This window comes from Hyphomonas beringensis (assembly GCF_000682755.1).
Classification (GTDB): Bacteria; Pseudomonadota; Alphaproteobacteria; order Caulobacterales; family Hyphomonadaceae; genus Hyphomonas; species Hyphomonas beringensis.
On record NZ_AWFF01000013.1, the window covers coordinates 68,483 to 85,829 of the forward strand.

General features: G+C 56.7%; 14 protein-coding genes. All 14 read right to left on the reverse strand.

The annotated features are described in order from the left end of the window. Positions 1-11: 11 nt before the first annotated feature. Entirely contained in the window at positions 12-605 is a 594-nt protein-coding gene (locus tag HY29_RS02340) for an OmpH/Skp family outer membrane protein (RefSeq protein ID WP_034791425.1), read from the reverse strand. A 30-nt stretch (positions 606-635) separates the two neighbouring features. Further along, positions 636-3,188, reverse strand: coding sequence for an outer membrane protein assembly factor BamA (bamA, locus tag HY29_RS02345; RefSeq protein WP_034791427.1), 2,553 nt, complete (start codon positions 3,186-3,188; stop codon positions 636-638). Positions 3,189-3,224: 36 nt separating this feature from the next. Beyond that, complete coding sequence (locus HY29_RS02350; RefSeq protein ID WP_034791429.1) at positions 3,225-4,394, reverse strand: M50 family metallopeptidase; 1,170 nt, start codon at positions 4,392-4,394, stop codon at positions 3,225-3,227. A 3-nt stretch (positions 4,395-4,397) separates the two neighbouring features. Next, positions 4,398-5,597, reverse strand: coding sequence for a 1-deoxy-D-xylulose-5-phosphate reductoisomerase (dxr, locus tag HY29_RS02355; RefSeq protein WP_034791430.1), 1,200 nt, complete (start codon positions 5,595-5,597; stop codon positions 4,398-4,400). Continuing rightward, positions 5,594-6,418: a phosphatidate cytidylyltransferase gene (locus tag HY29_RS02360; protein WP_051601061.1), complete on the reverse strand. Its 825-nt coding sequence runs from the start codon at positions 6,416-6,418 to the stop codon at positions 5,594-5,596. Before HY29_RS02360 ends, dxr begins: the two co-directional genes overlap by 4 nt. Beyond that, the gene (locus HY29_RS02365) at positions 6,418-7,179 is read right to left on the reverse strand and encodes an isoprenyl transferase (protein WP_155838179.1); all 762 of its coding nucleotides are present in this window, start codon (positions 7,177-7,179) and stop codon (positions 6,418-6,420) included. Before HY29_RS02365 ends, HY29_RS02360 begins: the two co-directional genes overlap by 1 nt. Next, on the reverse strand, positions 7,179-7,733 hold the full coding sequence (frr, locus tag HY29_RS02370; RefSeq protein ID WP_034791433.1) for a ribosome recycling factor: 555 nt from the start codon (positions 7,731-7,733) through the stop codon (positions 7,179-7,181). Before frr ends, HY29_RS02365 begins: the two co-directional genes overlap by 1 nt. Beyond that, positions 7,730-8,494 (reverse strand): UMP kinase, encoded by a 765-nt coding sequence (gene pyrH, locus HY29_RS02375; RefSeq protein WP_422119910.1) that lies wholly within the window; start codon positions 8,492-8,494, stop codon positions 7,730-7,732. The genes frr and pyrH overlap by 4 nt, the downstream gene beginning before the upstream one ends. Positions 8,495-8,596: 102 nt before the next feature. Further along, positions 8,597-9,502, reverse strand: coding sequence for a translation elongation factor Ts (gene tsf, locus HY29_RS02380; protein ID WP_034791443.1), 906 nt, complete (start codon positions 9,500-9,502; stop codon positions 8,597-8,599). A gap of 43 nt (positions 9,503-9,545) precedes the next feature. Then, complete coding sequence (rpsB, locus tag HY29_RS02385) at positions 9,546-10,346, reverse strand: 30S ribosomal protein S2 (RefSeq protein WP_034791445.1); 801 nt, start codon at positions 10,344-10,346, stop codon at positions 9,546-9,548. Between the two features lie 145 nt (positions 10,347-10,491). Continuing rightward, complete coding sequence (dnaE, locus tag HY29_RS02390; RefSeq protein WP_034791448.1) at positions 10,492-13,914, reverse strand: DNA polymerase III subunit alpha; 3,423 nt, start codon at positions 13,912-13,914, stop codon at positions 10,492-10,494. Positions 13,915-14,005: 91 nt separating this feature from the next. After that, entirely contained in the window at positions 14,006-14,695 is a 690-nt protein-coding gene (locus HY29_RS02395; RefSeq protein WP_034791450.1) for an ABC transporter ATP-binding protein, read from the reverse strand. Then, entirely contained in the window at positions 14,695-15,987 is a 1,293-nt protein-coding gene (locus HY29_RS02400; protein WP_034791452.1) for an ABC transporter permease, read from the reverse strand. Before HY29_RS02400 ends, HY29_RS02395 begins: the two co-directional genes overlap by 1 nt. Then, positions 15,984-17,303, reverse strand: coding sequence for a proline--tRNA ligase (proS, locus tag HY29_RS02405; protein ID WP_034791454.1), 1,320 nt, complete (start codon positions 17,301-17,303; stop codon positions 15,984-15,986). The genes HY29_RS02400 and proS overlap by 4 nt, the downstream gene beginning before the upstream one ends. Positions 17,304-17,347 lie beyond the last annotated feature (44 nt).

Genomic DNA, 17,347 nt, shown 5'->3' on the forward strand with positions numbered 1-17,347 from the left:
GTAAGTCCTCGCTACTGCTGGGCAGGCTGATCAGGAATGCGCTGACGCACGACATTGATCGTCGGCGTAGCAGCGTCCAGTTTGGTGATCACAGACGCCGTCGCATCGATTGCCTCGGTGCTGTAGATAACGGCGCTGCGAGACATCACGACTTGGGCGTTCTTTTCTTGCACAACCTGCATCAGAACAGGCTCAAGAGCTTTATTGAAATTAACAAGCGCCTGACGCTCCGTAAGGGAGTATTCCTGAGAAGCCTTCTGACGGGCACGGCCAAAATCGGCAGTTTTCTTGTCATAGGCCTGCAGTTTGCCAACAAGAGCAGCATCGCCAGCAACTTGCTCACGTGTCTTGCCCTGCAGCTGAGCGTTCAGGCTCTTACCTTCGGTTTCAAGGGAAGCGCGGGTCGGCTCCAGTTCGTTATTAATCTGGGCTTCGATGTTCTGGAGCTTTGTCTGGATGTCCTTGCCAGCCTTGCTGTCGCGCAGGATCTTTGCCTCATCAATCGTTATGACTGTCGTGCCTTGTGCACTCGCAGCCGGGGCAACAGCCACGAGGGCTGCAAAAGCAACCGCCATGGCAAGAAAAATCTGTTTTAGTCGGGACATTATAGTCTCCTCCTGGTTGGGGCTTGAAACTTAGAAACGTGTAGACGTGGAGAACCGGAACGTCTCTGTCCGGTCATAGTCTTCCTTGCGAAGAATTTGCGAGAAGTCGAAGCGGATCGGACCGAATGGAGAATCCCAGAAAACACTTAGACCCGCCGAAGCCCGCAGCGATGCGGCCGTCTTGGTCATGCGCACAGAGGGGTTTCCGCTTTGGCTTGTATAGTAGATTGTTTGGCCGACATCCGAGCCCCGCAGCGTGCCCAGTGAGCCAACTTCGGTGAACAGGGCGCTACGGATACCATATTCTTCCGGAAGGAAGTTTGGCAGGCTCAACTCGAATGTACCCTGGTAGTATGCGTTACCGCCCTGAGAGTTCAGGCGGCGCGTACGGATGACTTCACCCGTCTCCGGATCCACTTCCTTCACAATCTCACGCGGCCCCAGACCGGCGACATCAAAGCCGCGGAATGTGCTGCCGCCACGGAAAAAGCGGTTGTTGATACGTACGCCCTGGCCGTCTTCCAGCGGGAAGACATACCCGCCAGAGAAGCGCGCGCTGGCAATCATGCTTTTCCAGATGCCACGGTAGAATGTGGCAGATGATTCCGTACGCAGATATTTCACGTCGCCACCCAGACCTGCGAGGTCCTGGCTGAAACGGAAATCAAAGCCGCGCGACGGCCTGATGGGGTCGTTGGTACGGTCCCAATAGAAATTATAGCCGATGATGCTGGAAATATCGCTGCGCTCTGCACGGCAGATCGTGTCGCGCAGAACGTATGCCGGGGAACACTGGTCTACGACCCGCTCGCCTGGTCCGGCATCCCCTTCTTCAACGGCGCGATAGCGGTCATCAGATCTATCTTCAGGCGTGTCTGCACCTGCCGTCTGAATAATATCAGTGACGAAGAAGCCATTGGCATCAATGATGTAATTGCGGTCGGTGACGTTCACGTCATCCGATTGCAAGCGATAGCTGAGCCCGAGCTGCATGCGCTCTGTCAGCGGGAAGCCTACGCGAAGGCCCGCACCGATCGTTTCACTGTTGAAGTAGGAGTAACGCTCATAATCCTGCTTGGTCGCAAACAGGTCGATCCCGCCAGATAGGTTACGATCAAATAGGCGCGGTTCGGTAAAGCGGAAATCGACAATCTGCTGACGGCTGGACGCAGATACCCGCGCGACTACGGACTGACCGCGACCACGCAAGTTGCGCTGCGAAGCGCTCACATCGATCAGGTAGGCATCAGCAGACGAGAAACCGGCCGCAAATGAAAGCTCACCCGTAGGCTGCTCCTCAACCTTGATGTCGACGATGGTTCGATCGGGCTCTTCTGCCGGCGTTTCAACGATCTCGACATCCTTGAAGTAGCCGAGCGCACGAACGCGGTTACGCGAACGGTCAAGAAGGATACGGTTGAACGCATCCCCTTCGGAAATACGCAGCTCGCGCCGGATAACACGATCCAGGGTCTGGGTGTTTCCGACAATATTGATGCGATCAATGTAAACGCGCGGGCCTTCATCCACGGCAAAGGTTACGTCGATATTGCCCGTTTCCGGGTTCACATCCAGTTGCGGACGAATATCCACGAACGCGTAGCCGGCAATACCCGCGGAATAGGTCAGCGCATCAATGGTTTCTTCGATGGCGTCACCACGGAACAAGGCACCTTCCTGGATCGGAACAGCGCGGCGCAGGGCAGCCGGGTTCAGTTTCTCAAGCGCCGTCTCCACTTTGACTTCGCCGAAATTGTACTGACGTCCCTCGTCCACCGTCATGGTGATGTAGAAGTCTTTCTGGTCCGGCGTCAGTTCCGCAACAGCGGAGGTCACGCGGAAATCGTAATAGCCATTGTTCTGGTAGAACTGACGCAGCAGGTCGCGGTCGTATTCGAGGCGGCCGGGATCATAGTTATCATTGGAACTGAAGAAGCGCCAGAATCGGGACTGACGCGTGACAATCTCGCTGCGAAGGCGGGAGTCTGAGTATTCCTTGTTGCCGATAAAGTTGATCGCGCGAACGCCGGTTACCGGGCCTTCGGTAATCTCGAAGATCAGATCAACGCGGTTTTGCTCTAGCGGCTTGTATTGAGGTTCGACTTTCGCGGCAAAACGACCGGACTGGCGATAGAGCTCCAGAATACGCTGCACATCAGACTGCACACGCGCCGCGGTGAAAATCCCACGGGGAGCGGCCTGAATGTCTTCTTTCAGCTTATCGTCATCAAGGGCGCGGTTACCTTCAAAGATAACGCGGTTAATGATCGGGTTTTCCACGACGCGCACAAGCAGGTCGTCATTAACCCTGTCGATGGAAACGTCAGCGAACAGATTCGTCGCAAACAGCGTCTTCAGGGAGAGATCGATTCGGTCAGGGCTGAATGGGTCGCCCGGTTCAACGAGCAAGTATGACTGAACGGTGCGCGCTTCGATACGCTGATTACCCTCAACAATGATGGACCGGATCGTACCGCCATAACGGCTGTCTTCCTGTGCATCGGCAGTTCCCATGGGCCCCATAGCCGTATTGAAGGCTACGGCACTGGTCGCCATTAAGGTTGCTGCAAGAAACTTACGCATCGTCGACACACTCTCTAGATTAGTTCGGCAAACGGCTTAGCCGCCTCTTGCTCCGAATAAGCCGGTCTCGATGATGTCACCCCAAGTGATCACCACCACCATTCCCAATAACAGGATCAAACCGAATGTCAGGGCCACTTCCTGCACTTTTTGCGGCATCTCCTTCCCCGTAACGGCCTCATATGCATTAAATACAAGGTGTCCGCCATCCAGAACCGGCAGCGGCAGAAGGTTAAAGAAGCCCACTCCGACGGATATCGCAGCGCAAATGCTGATCAGCATCCAGAAGAGCTGCTGCAAGCGCTGCCAAGGTGTAAGTTGCTCCTGTGACCACACCTTATTAACCGCCCGGCGGGAGATATCCCCAATTCCTACAGGCCCCGTCATGGCATGCATGGACATCTTGCCCGTTACGATGCGGCTTAGCATGGTAACCGTCTGATCAATGGTAGATCCGGTTTCCAGAACACCCTGCCCCAGGGCCTCAACAGGGTTGTAAGTTATACGGTCTCCATACGAGACGGCCCCCAGCGCAATACCGATTGTCGCCTGAGGAACCTTTTGGCCAAAATCATTCTCCCGAACGACTTCTACCGGCGTAACCGCCAGGTGCTTTCGTTCGTCACCGCGCTGGACCAGGAAGTCCATCTGCTCATTGGGATTCAGCATGATCGCGACAATGACTTCGCCCGTATTGGTTATTTTCTTGCCGTTGATCTCAAGTATGGAGTCGCCTTCCTTCATGCCGACCGTCTGTGCGGCTCCACCATCGGTAACGCCCATGACGCCAACCTGAAGGTTAGGCCGACCATGCACGCCAAGAATCAACGCGAAGATCAGGCTGGAGAGAATGAAGTTTGCAAAAGGCCCGGCCAAGCTGACCAGTGAACGCTGGCCCGTACCAAGATCAGAATAAGGCTTGCCGACAGGTCCTGTTTCGATTTTGCCGACATCGCCAGCAAGCTGGCCTTCCCCGACAAATTTCACAAATCCTCCAAGCGGAATCCAGTTCACGCGCCAGCGTGTACCGTTCTTGTCAGTGCGCTCGTAAACAGGTTTGCCAAAACCGATAGAGAAGGATTCCACGGCTGCACCGAACCAGCGACCGACGACATAGTGGCCAAGTTCGTGAATAACCACGACGATCCCCATCATGAAGATGAGGCAGATCAGAAACAGCGGTCCCTGGCTGAGAAATTCCCCCAAAGCTTATCCTCCTACTCGGCTCCGGGCCTTCTCAAGCAAGTCTGCCGCCACTTTCCGGCTGTAATCGTCCAGAAGGGCAATTTCTTCGAGGGTATCACATGCCATCCCACTCATGCTTCCCGCGAAATAACCATTCAGCGTCTCTTCTACTGCCCAGCTTATGTCGAGAAACCCGCATTGACCCGCGATAAATGCAGAAACGGCTGATTCATTAGCACAATTTAATACGGTCGTGGCGCCAGCCCCATGGGAATAGGCCTCTCGTGCAAGGCGTATGGCGGGGAATCGTTCTGCATCCACGGGCTCGAAATCCAGTCGGCCAATCGCCCCGAGGTCCAGACGGTCGACTGTCGTGGCGATTCGCTCAGGCCAGCCTAAGGCATATGAAATGGGCGTACGCATATCCGGTGCACCAAGCTGTGCAATGACGGAGCCATCGGTGAAATGAGCCATGCCGTGAACGATGGACTGTGGATGCACCAACACCTCAATACGCTCGCCTTCAGTACCGAACAGGAAACCCGCCTCAATGAACTCAAGGGCCTTGTTCATCAGTGTGGCACTGTCGATCGAGTTCTTGATGCCCATGCTCCAATTGGGATGCGCAGCAGCCTGCTGAGGGGATGCTGATCTCATCTCTGAAAGGCTCGCGGTCCGGAAAGGTCCGCCAGAGGCCGTGATCGTCAATTGATCCAATTGGCGCCCATCTCCGAGGCACTGGAAGATAGCCGAATGCTCGGAATCGACCGGCAGAACCTTGACCCCGGCTTTGCGGGCTTCCTGAAGGATCAGCCTGCCGCCGCAGACGATGCTCTCCTTGTTGGCGATGGCAATATCATTACCCGCTCGCACGGCGGACAAGGTTGAGTGCAAACCTGCTGCCCCCACAATGGCGGCAAGAACCCGGTCAACCGGACGGCTCGCGGCCTCCTCAATGGCGGCATCGCCTGCAGCAGCCTCGATCCTCGTACCTGCCAGGCGCTCTTTCAGTTCCGGGAGTCTGGATTCATCTGCGATAATGGCAATCTCAGCGCTACAGGCTATGGCCTGTCTCGCCAGAAGTTCGGCATCCGAGCCCGCGGCAAGCGCACAGACCTCAAACCGGACGTCGCCCACCGCATTGGCATGCTGCACGACATCCAGTGCGGACGTGCCGATTGAGCCTGTAGAGCCCATGATACTGATGCGGCGCGTATCCGTCATGACAAAAACCCTAGAGCATCCCTGAGAGGCGGATAAAGCCACAGCGCCAGAGATCCGATGACCGCCACTGCGCCGAGACCATCGACGCGGTCCAGAACGCCGCCATGTCCGGGCAATAGATTGCTGGAATCCTTGACGTGAAAGCGGCGCTTCAGACCACTTTCGAGCAAATCCCCTGCCTGAGCTGTAATCGAAAGTGTGGCGGCAGCAAGCATCCATACGACAAGGCTGGATTGCTGCAGGTCTGCTGCGGCAATTCCGCAAATACTGGTGAACGCGATTGCGCCAAGCGCCCCGCTCCACGTCTTGTTCGGACTCTCCTGAGGAATAAGACGCGGGCCGCCCAGGCCTCGCCCAACAAAATAGGCAGACGCATCAGAGGCCCACACAAAGGACATGAAAAACAAGGCCGCCTCACGCCCGTCCCATGGGCCCTCACGCAGACACCAGAGACCAGCCGCGATGGCGGTTACATAAACGAGGCCCATAATGGCCGTCAGTCGGTTCTGATAACGGCCTACAGCACTCATGAAGGCAAAGACGGCCCCGAGCACGCCAATCAACACCTGCAACCACATGAGCCCTAGCGGGAGGCTCAGACAGAAGACCGCAGACATCAGGCACAACAGGAAGCCCCTAGGGTGCCCGCTCATCCTGGCCCATTCCCAGGACATAATTGCCGCAAACACAGCACACGCGATGGCGAGCCACCATCCGCCATACCATACAACCGCAAGACCTATGGGGATCAGTACAAGTGCGGTCAGGAGCCGCTGCCCGATTTGGGAAAATCGGCTATCGGGGGGCGTCCAGTCACCCATTACAACTCCCCCTGAGTTACGGCTCCGAATCTACGCTCGCGCTCTTGATAGACCATTACGGCCTTCTCTAGCCAGCCTCTGTCAAAGTCAGGCCAAAGCACATCCAGGAAGACAAACTCGCTATAGGCAATCTGCCAGAGCAGGAAGTTGCTCAACCTGTACTCTGCGCTGGTGCGTATCAGAAGATCGGGGTCCGGCATGCCGCGTGTGTCGAGATAATCCGCAAACATGTCTTCGGTGATGCTCTCAGGCTCCACACGTCCTGCCGCAGCCTCTGTGGCCACTTTGCGCACGGCCCGCACAATTTCTTCCCGACCGCCATAATTGAAAGCGATGTTCAGATAGAAGCGATCATTGTCCTTCGTGTCGCGTTCAGCCTTGGCCACCAGGTCCGCAATGTCTTTGGGGAGGCCTTCACGCCGTCCGATGATGGTGATCTTCACGCCTTCCTTGCGGAGGCGGTTGAGATCCTTCTGCATATACGTTTTCAGCAGACCAAAAAGCGCGCTAACCTCAGAGGCAGGACGGCGCCAATTCTCGGTCGAGAAGGAATAGACCGTGAGATATTTGATGCCGATCTCACCAGCCGCCTCAACAACCTTGCGAAGCGCCTCAACGCCGCGCTCATGACCGGCAGCCCGGGGAAGGCCACGGGCTTTTGCCCAACGGCCATTCCCATCCATGATGATGGCGACATGCGTCGGCACAGGCGGTTTGCCACCCCCATCACCAGAGGACACAGAGGCGGCAACAGAGGACATTAGACCTGCATGATCTCGGCTTCTTTTGCCTTCAGTGCCTCATCGACACGGGCGACATAGGTATCCGTGAGCTTTTGCACCTCATCAGAAAGGGAATGCAGGCGGTCTTCGCTGATCTCACCATCCTTCTCCATTTTCTTGAGGCTATCCATGCCATCACGGCGGACGTTACGGATAGCTACACGGGCGGCTTCAGCATATTTGCCAGCCACTTTCTGAAGTTCTGCGCGGCGCTCTTCATTCAGCGGCGGAATCGGAATGCGCAAATTCTGCCCGTCGGTGACCGGGTTCAAGCCGAGCCCAGACTCACGGATAGCGCGGTCAGTCGCGCCGACAACCGACTTGTCCCACACATTGACGGACAACATGCGGTTGTCTGTTACTGTGACGGAAGCGACCTGGTTCAGCGGCACGGTGGAGCCATAGGCGGGCACCATAACCGAATCCAGCAGGTTCACTGAGGCGCGGCCTGTGCGAAGGCCACTGAATTCCGTGGCAAGTGACGCAAGTGCGCCATCCATGCGGCGCTCAAGATCCTTCTTGCTGTAACTCATGATGCAGACGCTCCGTTATTTGTAATTGTAGTTGATGTCCCCTTGCCGTGCAGCACTTTCAGCAAGGATCCCTCCTCTTTCAATGAGAAAACGACAATAGGGATGTTATTGTCGCGCATGAGGCTGACTGCAGACGAATCCATGACGCGCAGATCCTTGGCCAGCAATTCCTGGTAGCCGACTTCGTCATACCGCGTGGCGCTGGAGTCGAGCTTGGGATCGGCAGTGTAGACGCCATCCACCTGTGTGCCCTTTAGAAGAGCATCACAGTTCATCTCAATCGCGCGCAGGGCTGCGCCTGTATCGGTCGTAAAGAATGGATTGCCGATACCGGCTGCAAAGATAACAACACGGCCCTTTTCCATATGACGCTGCGCACGGCGGCGAATGTAGGGCTCACAAATCGCTTCCATCCGGATGGCAGATTGGACACGCGTCGGCACGCCAAGGCTTTCCAGAACGCTCTGCATGGCAAGCGCATTCATAACTGTCGCCAGCATGCCCATGGAATCGGCCTGAGCGCGTTCCATCCCCTTGGCTGCCCCTGCCACGCCGCGGAAGATATTGCCTCCGCCAATCACCAAACAGATCTCAGCGCCAGTCTCCTGTGCCGCCTTGATGGCACGCGCGAAATTCTCGCAGGTTGGGATATCGATACCGAATTGCCCGGGGCCCATCAGTGCCTCACCGGAGAGTTTCAACAAGACCCTTTTATACTTCAAGGGGGTGGTGTCGGCCTCATCACTCGGCATAGACGGCATCTCCATAATTTGAAGCCATATAGGCTCCTAAAAGATTCCCGGCCGCCTGTCATGGGCGACCGGGATGTTCAAAGCCCTTTGTGGGCAGAAAGGCAAGCCTGATCAGCTGCCTTTTGTCATGGAAGCAACTTCGTCAGCGAAGTTGTCTGCTTCTTTCTCGATGCCTTCACCCAGCTTGAAGTGCACGAAGCCCTTCAGGGTGGCGCCATTCTCTTCGAGGAACTTACCGACCGTTTGATCGGGGTTCATGACGAAAGGCTGCTCGACAAGGACAACTTCCTTGTAGAACTTCTGCATCCGGCCAACGATCATCTTCTCGATGACATTGTCAGGCTTACCGCTTTCGCGAGCCTGCTCGGTCAGGACATGCTTTTCGTTCTCGACCAGCGCCGGGTCCAGCTCATCCGTAGTGGCAGCAGCAGGCGACGTTGCAGCGATGTGCATTGCAACCTTGCGGCCCAGGTCTTCCAGATCGCCAGAACCGTCCAGAGCGACAAGAACGCCAACCTTACCCATGCCAGCCGTTTCGGCGTTGTGGATGTAGGAAGCGACTTTGCCGTCAGCCGTCAGTTTCGCGCTACGGCGGAGCGTCATGTTCTCACCGATCGTCGCGATCAGACGCTTGATCAGGTCATCAACACTACCTTCGCCATCCGGAGATGGTGCAGCAGACAGAGCCTCAACAGAGCCATCTGTATCCAGCGCAGCTTTTGTGATGCCTGCCAGAGCGGTCTGGAACGTCTCGTTGCGGGCAACGAAGTCCGTCTCAGCGTTCAGCTCAACGATTGCACCGGTCTTGCCGTCCTCGGAAACCTGAACGGAAACGAGGCCGTCAGCGGCAGTACGACCAGACTTTTTCGCAGCTTTCGAGAGGCCTTTCGCACGCAGCCAGTCGATCGCGGCGGCTTCATCGCCGCCATTCTCGACGAGCGCCTTCTTGGCGTCCATCATGCCCGCACCGGTTTTCTCGCGCAGTGCTTTCACTAGCGCAGCGGTAATCTCAGCCATTGCTGTATTCCTTCAGTTTCGTCTTCAGTTCGGATGCCCGAACTCAGGCACCCGTCTTATCTTCAGCCGTTTCGCTTTCAGCAGTCGCCACATCGGCTTCTGCAAGAGCGTCAACGTCTTCCAGCTCACCCAGGTCCACACCGAGGCCTGCAGTCGATTCTGCAAGACCGTCCAGAACGGCGTCAGCAAACAGGTTGCAGTAGAGGGAGATCGCACGAGCTGCATCGTCATTGCCCGGGAAGCCGTAATCGGCATCAGCCGGATCACAGTTGGTATCGAGCACTGCAACAACCGGGATACCCAGCTTGCGAGCTTCCTGAACAGCGATGGCTTCCTTGTTGGTGTCGATCACGATCATGGCAGCCGGCAGGCCGCCCATGTCAGCAATACCACCGAGGGAGAGCTGCAGCTTGTCGCGGCGACGCTCCAGATCAAGCAGTTCTTTCTTGGTCAGGCCCTGGCCGCTGCCGCTTTCGAACATCGTATTCAGCTCTTTGAGCTGCTTGATGGAGTGGGAAACGGTGGACCAGTTGGTGAGCGTGCCGCCCAGCCAACGGTGATTCATGTAGTATTGAGCGCAGCGTTGTGCGGCTTCAGCAATCGGCTCTGCAGCCTGACGCTTTGTACCCACGAACAGGACGCGGCCGCCTTTGGCGACAGTGTCACGCACGAACACGAGCGCCTGGTGAAGCGCTGGAACAGTTTGCGACAGGTCCATGATGTGAATGCCGGAGCGGTCGCCGTAGATGTACGGCTTCATGCGCGGGTTCCAGCGGTGGGTTTGGTGACCGAAGTGAACGCCAGCTTCGAGCAGCTGACGCATGGTGAAGTCAGGTAGGGCCATAGATTGTCTCCATCCGGTTGGCCGTCACGAGTGGAACTTTGGACCCTCATGGCCCGCAGCACCGGATGCACCCGTGAACTGGTTTCTGATGGGGCGGCTTATACATAAATCCCCCAAGGCCGCAAGATGCTCTGAACGCCTTTTGTCAGGCGGCTTTCAGGGGTTCGACGCGCTCGACACCGGGCGCATCCTTGAGGGCGCGCTGCGCGCTGAGCCCAATCGTGTAGGTCGACGGCAGTTTAAGCGTGACCAATCTGCCATCCTCAAGCGGCATTTCGATGAGGATTTCCCCTCTTTCAAGGTCTGGCAGCTTCGCGAGATGCCCAACGACGCCCGCAATATCCCGGACAAAAGCCCCGACAGAGAGCCTGATCTTGAGGGCTCCCATGGATTTGGACAGCCGCGCAGCTTCCAGCTTGAGGACGCGCTCTGCATTAAGGCGGATTTCCTCAGCGTTTCTTTTGACGCCAACTGTAATGGCCACTGCGTTTCCGACCTGCAGCAGATCATAATTCTGTGACAAAGTCTCAGGGAAAACCATCATTTCGATCTCGCCTGACGGGTCAGACAAGGTGAGGAAGGCGAACTTGCCGCCATTCCGCGCAGGCTTGTCACTACGGGCCCGCACTACACCGATCATTTCGAGCGGCTTGCCATCTGAAGCGCGCTCTTCAACTTCCATGGCGAGTGTCACACGATCACGGTCCAGCCCCTCCAGAATGTCATCCAGTGGGTGGCCTGAAAAATAGAAACCTATCGACTTGAATTCTGCATCAAGCTTCTGCTGTCCATTCCAGGCCTTTGCCTTGGGAAGCACGGGACGCAAGGCTGGCTCCGCTTCAGCGAAGAGACCGCCCTGCCCGCCCTGCCGGTCCTGAGCCGCAGAGACAGCGAGGTTCGCCAGCAATGGCGCCGCAGCCAGCACTTTGGCCCGGTTGGCATCCAGGCAATCGAACGCACCGGCCTTTGCCAGGGATTCGAACGCCTTCTTGTTCACGTGACGCGGATCGACACGTTCGGCGAAGTCATACAGATCCCTGAACGGCCCACCTTCGTTGCGGACCTGAACGACATGTTTCATCGCCTCCAGACCGACGCCTTTCAGCGCGCCTAAGGCATAGACAACCGCGCCGTCACGCACATCGAAGTCGGCGCTAGACGCGTTCACATTCGGCCCCAGAACCGGAATTTTTAGACGCTTTGCTTCCTGGAAGAACGCCGCCAGCTTGTCGGTATTACCTAGGTCCAGGCTCATCGAAGCAGCCAGGAACTCCACCGCGAAATGCCGCTTCAGATACCCCGTGTGATACCCGATGAGGGCATAGGCGGCAGCGTGGGATTTGTTGAAGCCGTAGCCCGCGAACTTCTCCATCGTATCGAAGATCTCGTTGGCCAGCGAGGCTTCCATACCCTTGTTCGCCGCAGCGCCCTCCACGAAACGCTGGCGCTGGGCGATCATCTCTTCGATCTTCTTCTTACCCATGGCGCGGCGCAGGAGGTCAGCATCGCCGAGCGAATACCCGGCAATCTCCTGAGCCATCCGCATCACCTGTTCCTGATAGACCGGTACGCCATACGTTGCCTCAAGGACCGGCTTCAGATCAGGATGGGCGTATTTCACGCCCTCGGGGTTTTCCTTGCCTTCGATATAGACAGGGATGTTTTCCATCGGGCCCGGACGATAGAGCGAGATGATGGCGATCACGTCTTCCAGGCTATGAGGGCGCACCTTCTTCAGCGTATCGCGCATACCGGCGCCTTCCAGCTGGAAGACACCAAGCGTATCGCCGCTAGCCATCAGATCATAGGTCGCCTTGTCGTCAAGGCTTTGCCACTCAGTCCCAACATCCCGTCCATCGCGCCGAATGAACTTCAGTGCACGATCAATAACCGTCAGGGTCTTCAGGCCAAGGAAGTCGAACTTCACGAGTCCGGCCTGCTCGGCATATTTCATATTGAACTGAGTGGCAGGAAGATCAGCCCTCGGATCATTGTAGAGAGGCACAAGCTCGACCAGCGGTCGGTCACCAATCACAACACCCGCAGCGTGTGTACCAGCGTTCCGATACTTCCCTTCGAGAGACAGCGCGACTTCGAGCAATTCCTCGACGCGCTCATCGGCGTCGATCTCGTCCTGGAACTTCGGCTCGTCGTCAATCGCATCCTGAAGCTTGGGCGGATTTGCCGGGTTGAACGGAATTAGTTTGGCCAGACGGTCCACCTGACCGTAAGGCATCTGCATTACACGGCCGACATCGCGCACCACAGCCTTCGCCTGTAGTGTACCGAAGGTGATGATCATTGCCACGGAGTCAGCGCCATACTTGTCGCGCACATAGCGAATGACCTCGCCGCGCCGTTCCTGACAGAAGTCAACGTCGAAGTCTGGCATGGAGACACGTTCCGGGTTCAGGAAGCGCTCGAACAGCAGGTCGAACCGGAGAGGATCCAGGTCTGTAATCAACAGCACCCAGGCAACCACAGAGCCCGCACCAGACCCCCGGCCTGGCCCCACAGGAATGCCGTTCTCCTTGGCCCATTTGATAAAGTCCGAAACGATCAGAAAGTAGCCGGGGAAGCCCATACGCTCGATAATCGACAGCTCGTAATCAAGCCGCTCGAAATAGACTTCACGCTCAGCATAGAGCTTGTCAGCAGCATCGAGACGATATTCCAGGCCCTCAATGGCCTGCTTGCGAAGCTCTTCAGATTCCGACCGCCCTTCCTTGGAGAAGTTTGGCAGGATAGGTTTGTGTGTCTCGGCCTTGATGGCGCACCGGCGAGCGATTTCTGACGTGTTCTCAATGGCTTCCGGCAGATCCGCGAACAGCTCGCGCATCTCATCAGCTGTCTTGAGGTATTGTGACGGATCAACACGCTTGCGGTCTTCCTGGCCAAGGTACTGGCCATTCGCAATACACATCATCGCGTCATGCGCTTTAGCATCTCCCGCCTTCATGAAGCGAACATCATGCGTCGCGACAAGCGGCAGATCCAAATCATAGGCGAGATTAATCAGGTCTTCTTCAACCGCATACTCATCCGCTGTGCCGTGGCGTGTGATCTCAACATAGCACCGGCCCGGATATGCTGCGGCGAGCATGGAAAGCTCTGTACGAGCATCTGCAAGGCGCCCCTTCAGCAGATGGCGAGCCACCTCGCCTTCCGCGCCGCCTGTCAGCAAGATCAGGCCCTCGGTTTGCTCCAGCAGCAAATCACGGGAAAGCTTCGGCACGCCATCATCTGCATCCAGATAGGAGCGTGAAGACAGATACATCAGCCTTTTGTAGCCGACTTCATTCTGAGCATAGAGAGAGATGCGCGTAGGGTCGCTCTTCGGAACGCCGTCCGTCACATCGAAACAGCATGCCATAATCGGCTGGATGCCTGCGTCCGTCAGGGTGAGCGAAATCTCCAGCGCGCCAAACAGATTATTCCTGTCCGTGATCGCAACAGCCGGCATGCCCTGCTCGACGCACCAGGCTTTCAGCCCCTTAGGCGTGATCATGCTCTCCAGCAGGGAGTAGCTGGACCTTACGGCCAGATGGATAAAGGGCGACTCAGACACAGGGCATTCTCCTGACGACAGGATACGTTGCCAGCCTGCTTCAGACCAGAGCTGAGGGGCACAGTCCGGAAGAGCTTTTCACAAGTTTGGGTCAGGCTGGTTGGTAATCGACCAGCTTGCCATCTTCCAAAGTCAGGATCCGGTCCATATGACGGGTCAGGGAAAAATTGTGTGTCGCGACCAGAACTGCGGCGCCTTCATTACGCACCATATTGATCAGGGTCGCGAAAACGCGCTCTGTGGTTCCCGGATCCAGATTACCTGTAGGTTCATCGGCGATCACGAGCCTGGGATCGTTCGCAAGCGCTCGCGCGATGGCAACCCTTTGCTGCTCCCCGCCAGACATTTGGGCGGGCTGGTGATTCCCGCGATCATTGAGCCCCATTTCGCCCAGCAGATGCTCCGCCTTCTCGCGGGCCACGGCCTTCTTCTCGCCAGCGATCATCAGCGGCATCGCAATATTATCTGCAGCACTGAACTCCGGCAGCAAATGGTGAAACTGGTAGACAAAGCCGATCTTGCTACGCCGGATGGCCGTGCGACCGGCATCATCGAGCGCCAGACAGTCTATGCCATCCAGCATGACTTTTCCGGCTTCAGGGCGCTCCAGCAGGCCAGCTGTGTGCAACAGGGTTGACTTGCCAGACCCGGAAGGCCCGACGAGCCCCACAAGCTCTCCTGCATTCAACTGGAGGTCAGTATTGTTTAGCACGTGCAGTTCGCCTGCCGCCGTGCGGTAGTAGCGATCAATTCCGATCAGTTCGAGAACAGGACCCGTCATTATTCGAACCTCAGCGCGCTGACCGGATCCTGACGGGATGCCCACCAGGCCGGGATGATCGAGACAAGCATCGACATGCCCAAGGCATAAAGACCTGTGCGGAGGACTTCGCCCCAGTCCAGAATGGCTGGTAAGCCCTCCAGCCCGTAGACTTCGGCGTCAAAGACCTGCCCTGGAACGAACAGATTGATGAAGGCCTCCACAGCACTGATATTCATGACGACGAGCACACCAATTAACATACCCAGCATCGCGCCCAGCATACCAAGCGTAGTGCCGACCAATAGGAAGACCCGCAACACGCCGCCCCGCCCCAGACCGATCGTCCTGAGAATGGCGATATCTCTTGTCTTGTTCTTCACCAGCATGACAACACCAACAATGATGTTGAGCGTGGCGATCCCCATGATCACCATGACCAGCAGACGCACCATTGTACGCTCAACCTGCAACGCATTCAGATACCCTGCCCGCTGGCTTTTCCAGTCAAACGTGTAGAGCGCATTGCCAGTCGCCTCTGCGATAGCATCCATGGCTTCGCGAGTCTTGTTTGGATCATCCAACCTGATATCCAGCATCTGATAATGATCCTTGGACTGGAACAGGATTTGGGCCTGCTTCATCGGCATGAAGATGTAGAGCCTGTCGAGTTCTACGCTACCTGTCTTGAATATATCCCCGACCGTATAGGACTTACTGCGCGGCGTAGAGCCCATAGGGCCCGCATTGGTCTGCGAGGTGATAATCTCGACCTTGTCGCCCGGTTTGACGCCAAGCCCCTCCCGTCCTGCCGCAAGAAAAGCCCCCATCATGATGACATCGCCGCCATTGCGGCCTTCCCCAAAACCGGCCTCAATAGCCGCCTTGCCGCCATCCTTGAGGAAGGGCATCGTTGCCAGATCTTCCTGACGAATTGCCCGCACAGCAGCACCGGTCTTCCGGCCATTAGCCGTAACGAGCACATATTCCTCGATATATGGAGAGACGCTCGACACGCCTTTGATCTTGCTGATTGCATCGGCAATCTGCTCGGCTTCTTCTTCCGTATAGGACGCAACAACCCCATAGACATGCGGCTGACCACCCAGAAGCGCATCCAGCAAGGTGGCGCGAAAGCCGCTCATGATGGACATGGTGATGATCAGCGCAGCAACGGCGAAGAAAATCCCAACAAAGGAAATGATTGAGATCAGGCTGGCTCCGCCATGCTCACGCTTTGCGCGCAGATAGCGCCACGCCAGAGTGCGCTCCAGCTTGCCAAAGGGCGCTGCGGCGGAAGGCAATTCACTCATGATGGGCGCACCATGGCCAGAGCATCCGCAACGGACAATTCTGATTTCTCGCCAGTCTTGCGGTTCTTCACCTCAACAACGCCATTTGCGATACCCCGCGGACCAATCACGATCTGCCAGGGCAAACCGATGACGTCCATTCTCGCGAATTTCGCGCCTGCGCGGTCTTCCGTGTCGTCATAAAGCGTATCGATGCCAGCATCGGTCAGCGCCGCATAAGCCTGGTTGCAGGCATTATCGCAAGCCTCATCGCCAACGCGCATATTGATCAGGCCGACATGGAAGGGTGCCACTGCCTCAGGCCACACGATGCCATTTTCATCATGACAGGCTTCAATGATGCCGCCGACGAGACGGGACACGCCAATGCCATAGCTGCCCATTTCCACAGGCACCATTTGTCCATCTGGCCCTTGTACCAAGGCATTCATGGGCTCGGAATATTTGGTCCCGAAATAGAAGATATGGCCCACTTCGATGCCGCGCGCCGACACCTGCCGCTCTTCCGGCAGTTCGGCAAAGGCCGCTTCGTCATGCATCTCATCCGTCGCAGCATAATGCTGTGTGCGCTTCTCGACCTCAGCGGTCAGGTCTGCATCGAAATCGAGATCCGCGCCTGGCGCAGGCATTTCCAGCAGGGCCTTGTCGCAGAAGACAGCGCTTTCGCCCGTATCGGCCAGGATGATGAACTCGTGGCTCAGATCTCCACCAATAGGGCCTGTGTCTGCCCGCATAGGGACAGCCGTCAGGCCCATACGCTCAAACGCGTTCAGATACGCACAGAACATACGGTTATATGAGCGGCGCGCATCTTCCGGGGTAAGATCGAAGGAATAGCCATCCTTCATGAGGAATTCGCGGCCACGCATCACACCGAAGCGCGGACGGATCTCGTCACGAAATTTCCATTGCTGATGATAGAGGTTCAGCGGCAACTGCTTGTAGCTTTTGACATAGCTGCGAAACACATCGGTCACGAGCTCTTCATTGGTTGGGCCGTACAGCATCTCGCGATCATGACGATCCGTAATGCGCAGCATCTCCTTGCCATAAGCCTCATAGCGGCCGGACTCTTTCCAGAGGTCCGCCTGCTGCAGCGTTGGCATCAGGATTTCGATAGCACCGGCCCGGTTCAGCTCTTCCCGAACGATCTGCTCGATCTTCTTCAGAACATTCAGGCCCAGTGGCAACCATGTATAGATGCCTGCCCCGTTCTGGCGGACCATTCCCGTGCGCAGCATCAGTTGGTGGGAGGCAATCGCCGCATCTGACGGCGCTTCCTTTGAAACGGGAAGGAAATACTTCGAAAGACGCATGGAATCTCCGTGATCGCGCACTGAATGTGGCCCACCTAGCCGCA

Coding starts and splice junctions, on each gene's coding strand:
- HY29_RS02340 (WP_034791425.1), bottom strand. CDS start 605: ATGTCCCGACTAAAACAGATTTTTCTTGCCATGGCGGTTGCTTTTGCA.
- bamA (WP_034791427.1), bottom strand. CDS start 3,188: ATGCGTAAGTTTCTTGCAGCAACCTTAATGGCGACCAGTGCCGTAGCC.
- dxr (WP_034791430.1), bottom strand. CDS start 5,597: ATGACGGATACGCGCCGCATCAGTATCATGGGCTCTACAGGCTCAATC.
- HY29_RS02360 (WP_051601061.1), bottom strand. CDS start 6,418: ATGGGTGACTGGACGCCCCCCGATAGCCGATTTTCCCAAATCGGGCAG.
- HY29_RS02365 (WP_155838179.1), bottom strand. CDS start 7,179: ATGTCCTCTGTTGCCGCCTCTGTGTCCTCTGGTGATGGGGGTGGCAAA.
- frr (WP_034791433.1), bottom strand. CDS start 7,733: ATGAGTTACAGCAAGAAGGATCTTGAGCGCCGCATGGATGGCGCACTT.
- pyrH (WP_422119910.1), bottom strand. CDS start 8,494: ATGCCGTCTATGCCGAGTGATGAGGCCGACACCACCCCCTTGAAGTAT.
- tsf (WP_034791443.1), bottom strand. CDS start 9,502: ATGGCTGAGATTACCGCTGCGCTAGTGAAAGCACTGCGCGAGAAAACC.
- rpsB (WP_034791445.1), bottom strand. CDS start 10,346: ATGGCCCTACCTGACTTCACCATGCGTCAGCTGCTCGAAGCTGGCGTT.
- HY29_RS02395 (WP_034791450.1), bottom strand. CDS start 14,695: ATGACGGGTCCTGTTCTCGAACTGATCGGAATTGATCGCTACTACCGC.
- HY29_RS02400 (WP_034791452.1), bottom strand. CDS start 15,987: ATGAGTGAATTGCCTTCCGCCGCAGCGCCCTTTGGCAAGCTGGAGCGC.
- proS (WP_034791454.1), bottom strand. CDS start 17,303: ATGCGTCTTTCGAAGTATTTCCTTCCCGTTTCAAAGGAAGCGCCGTCA.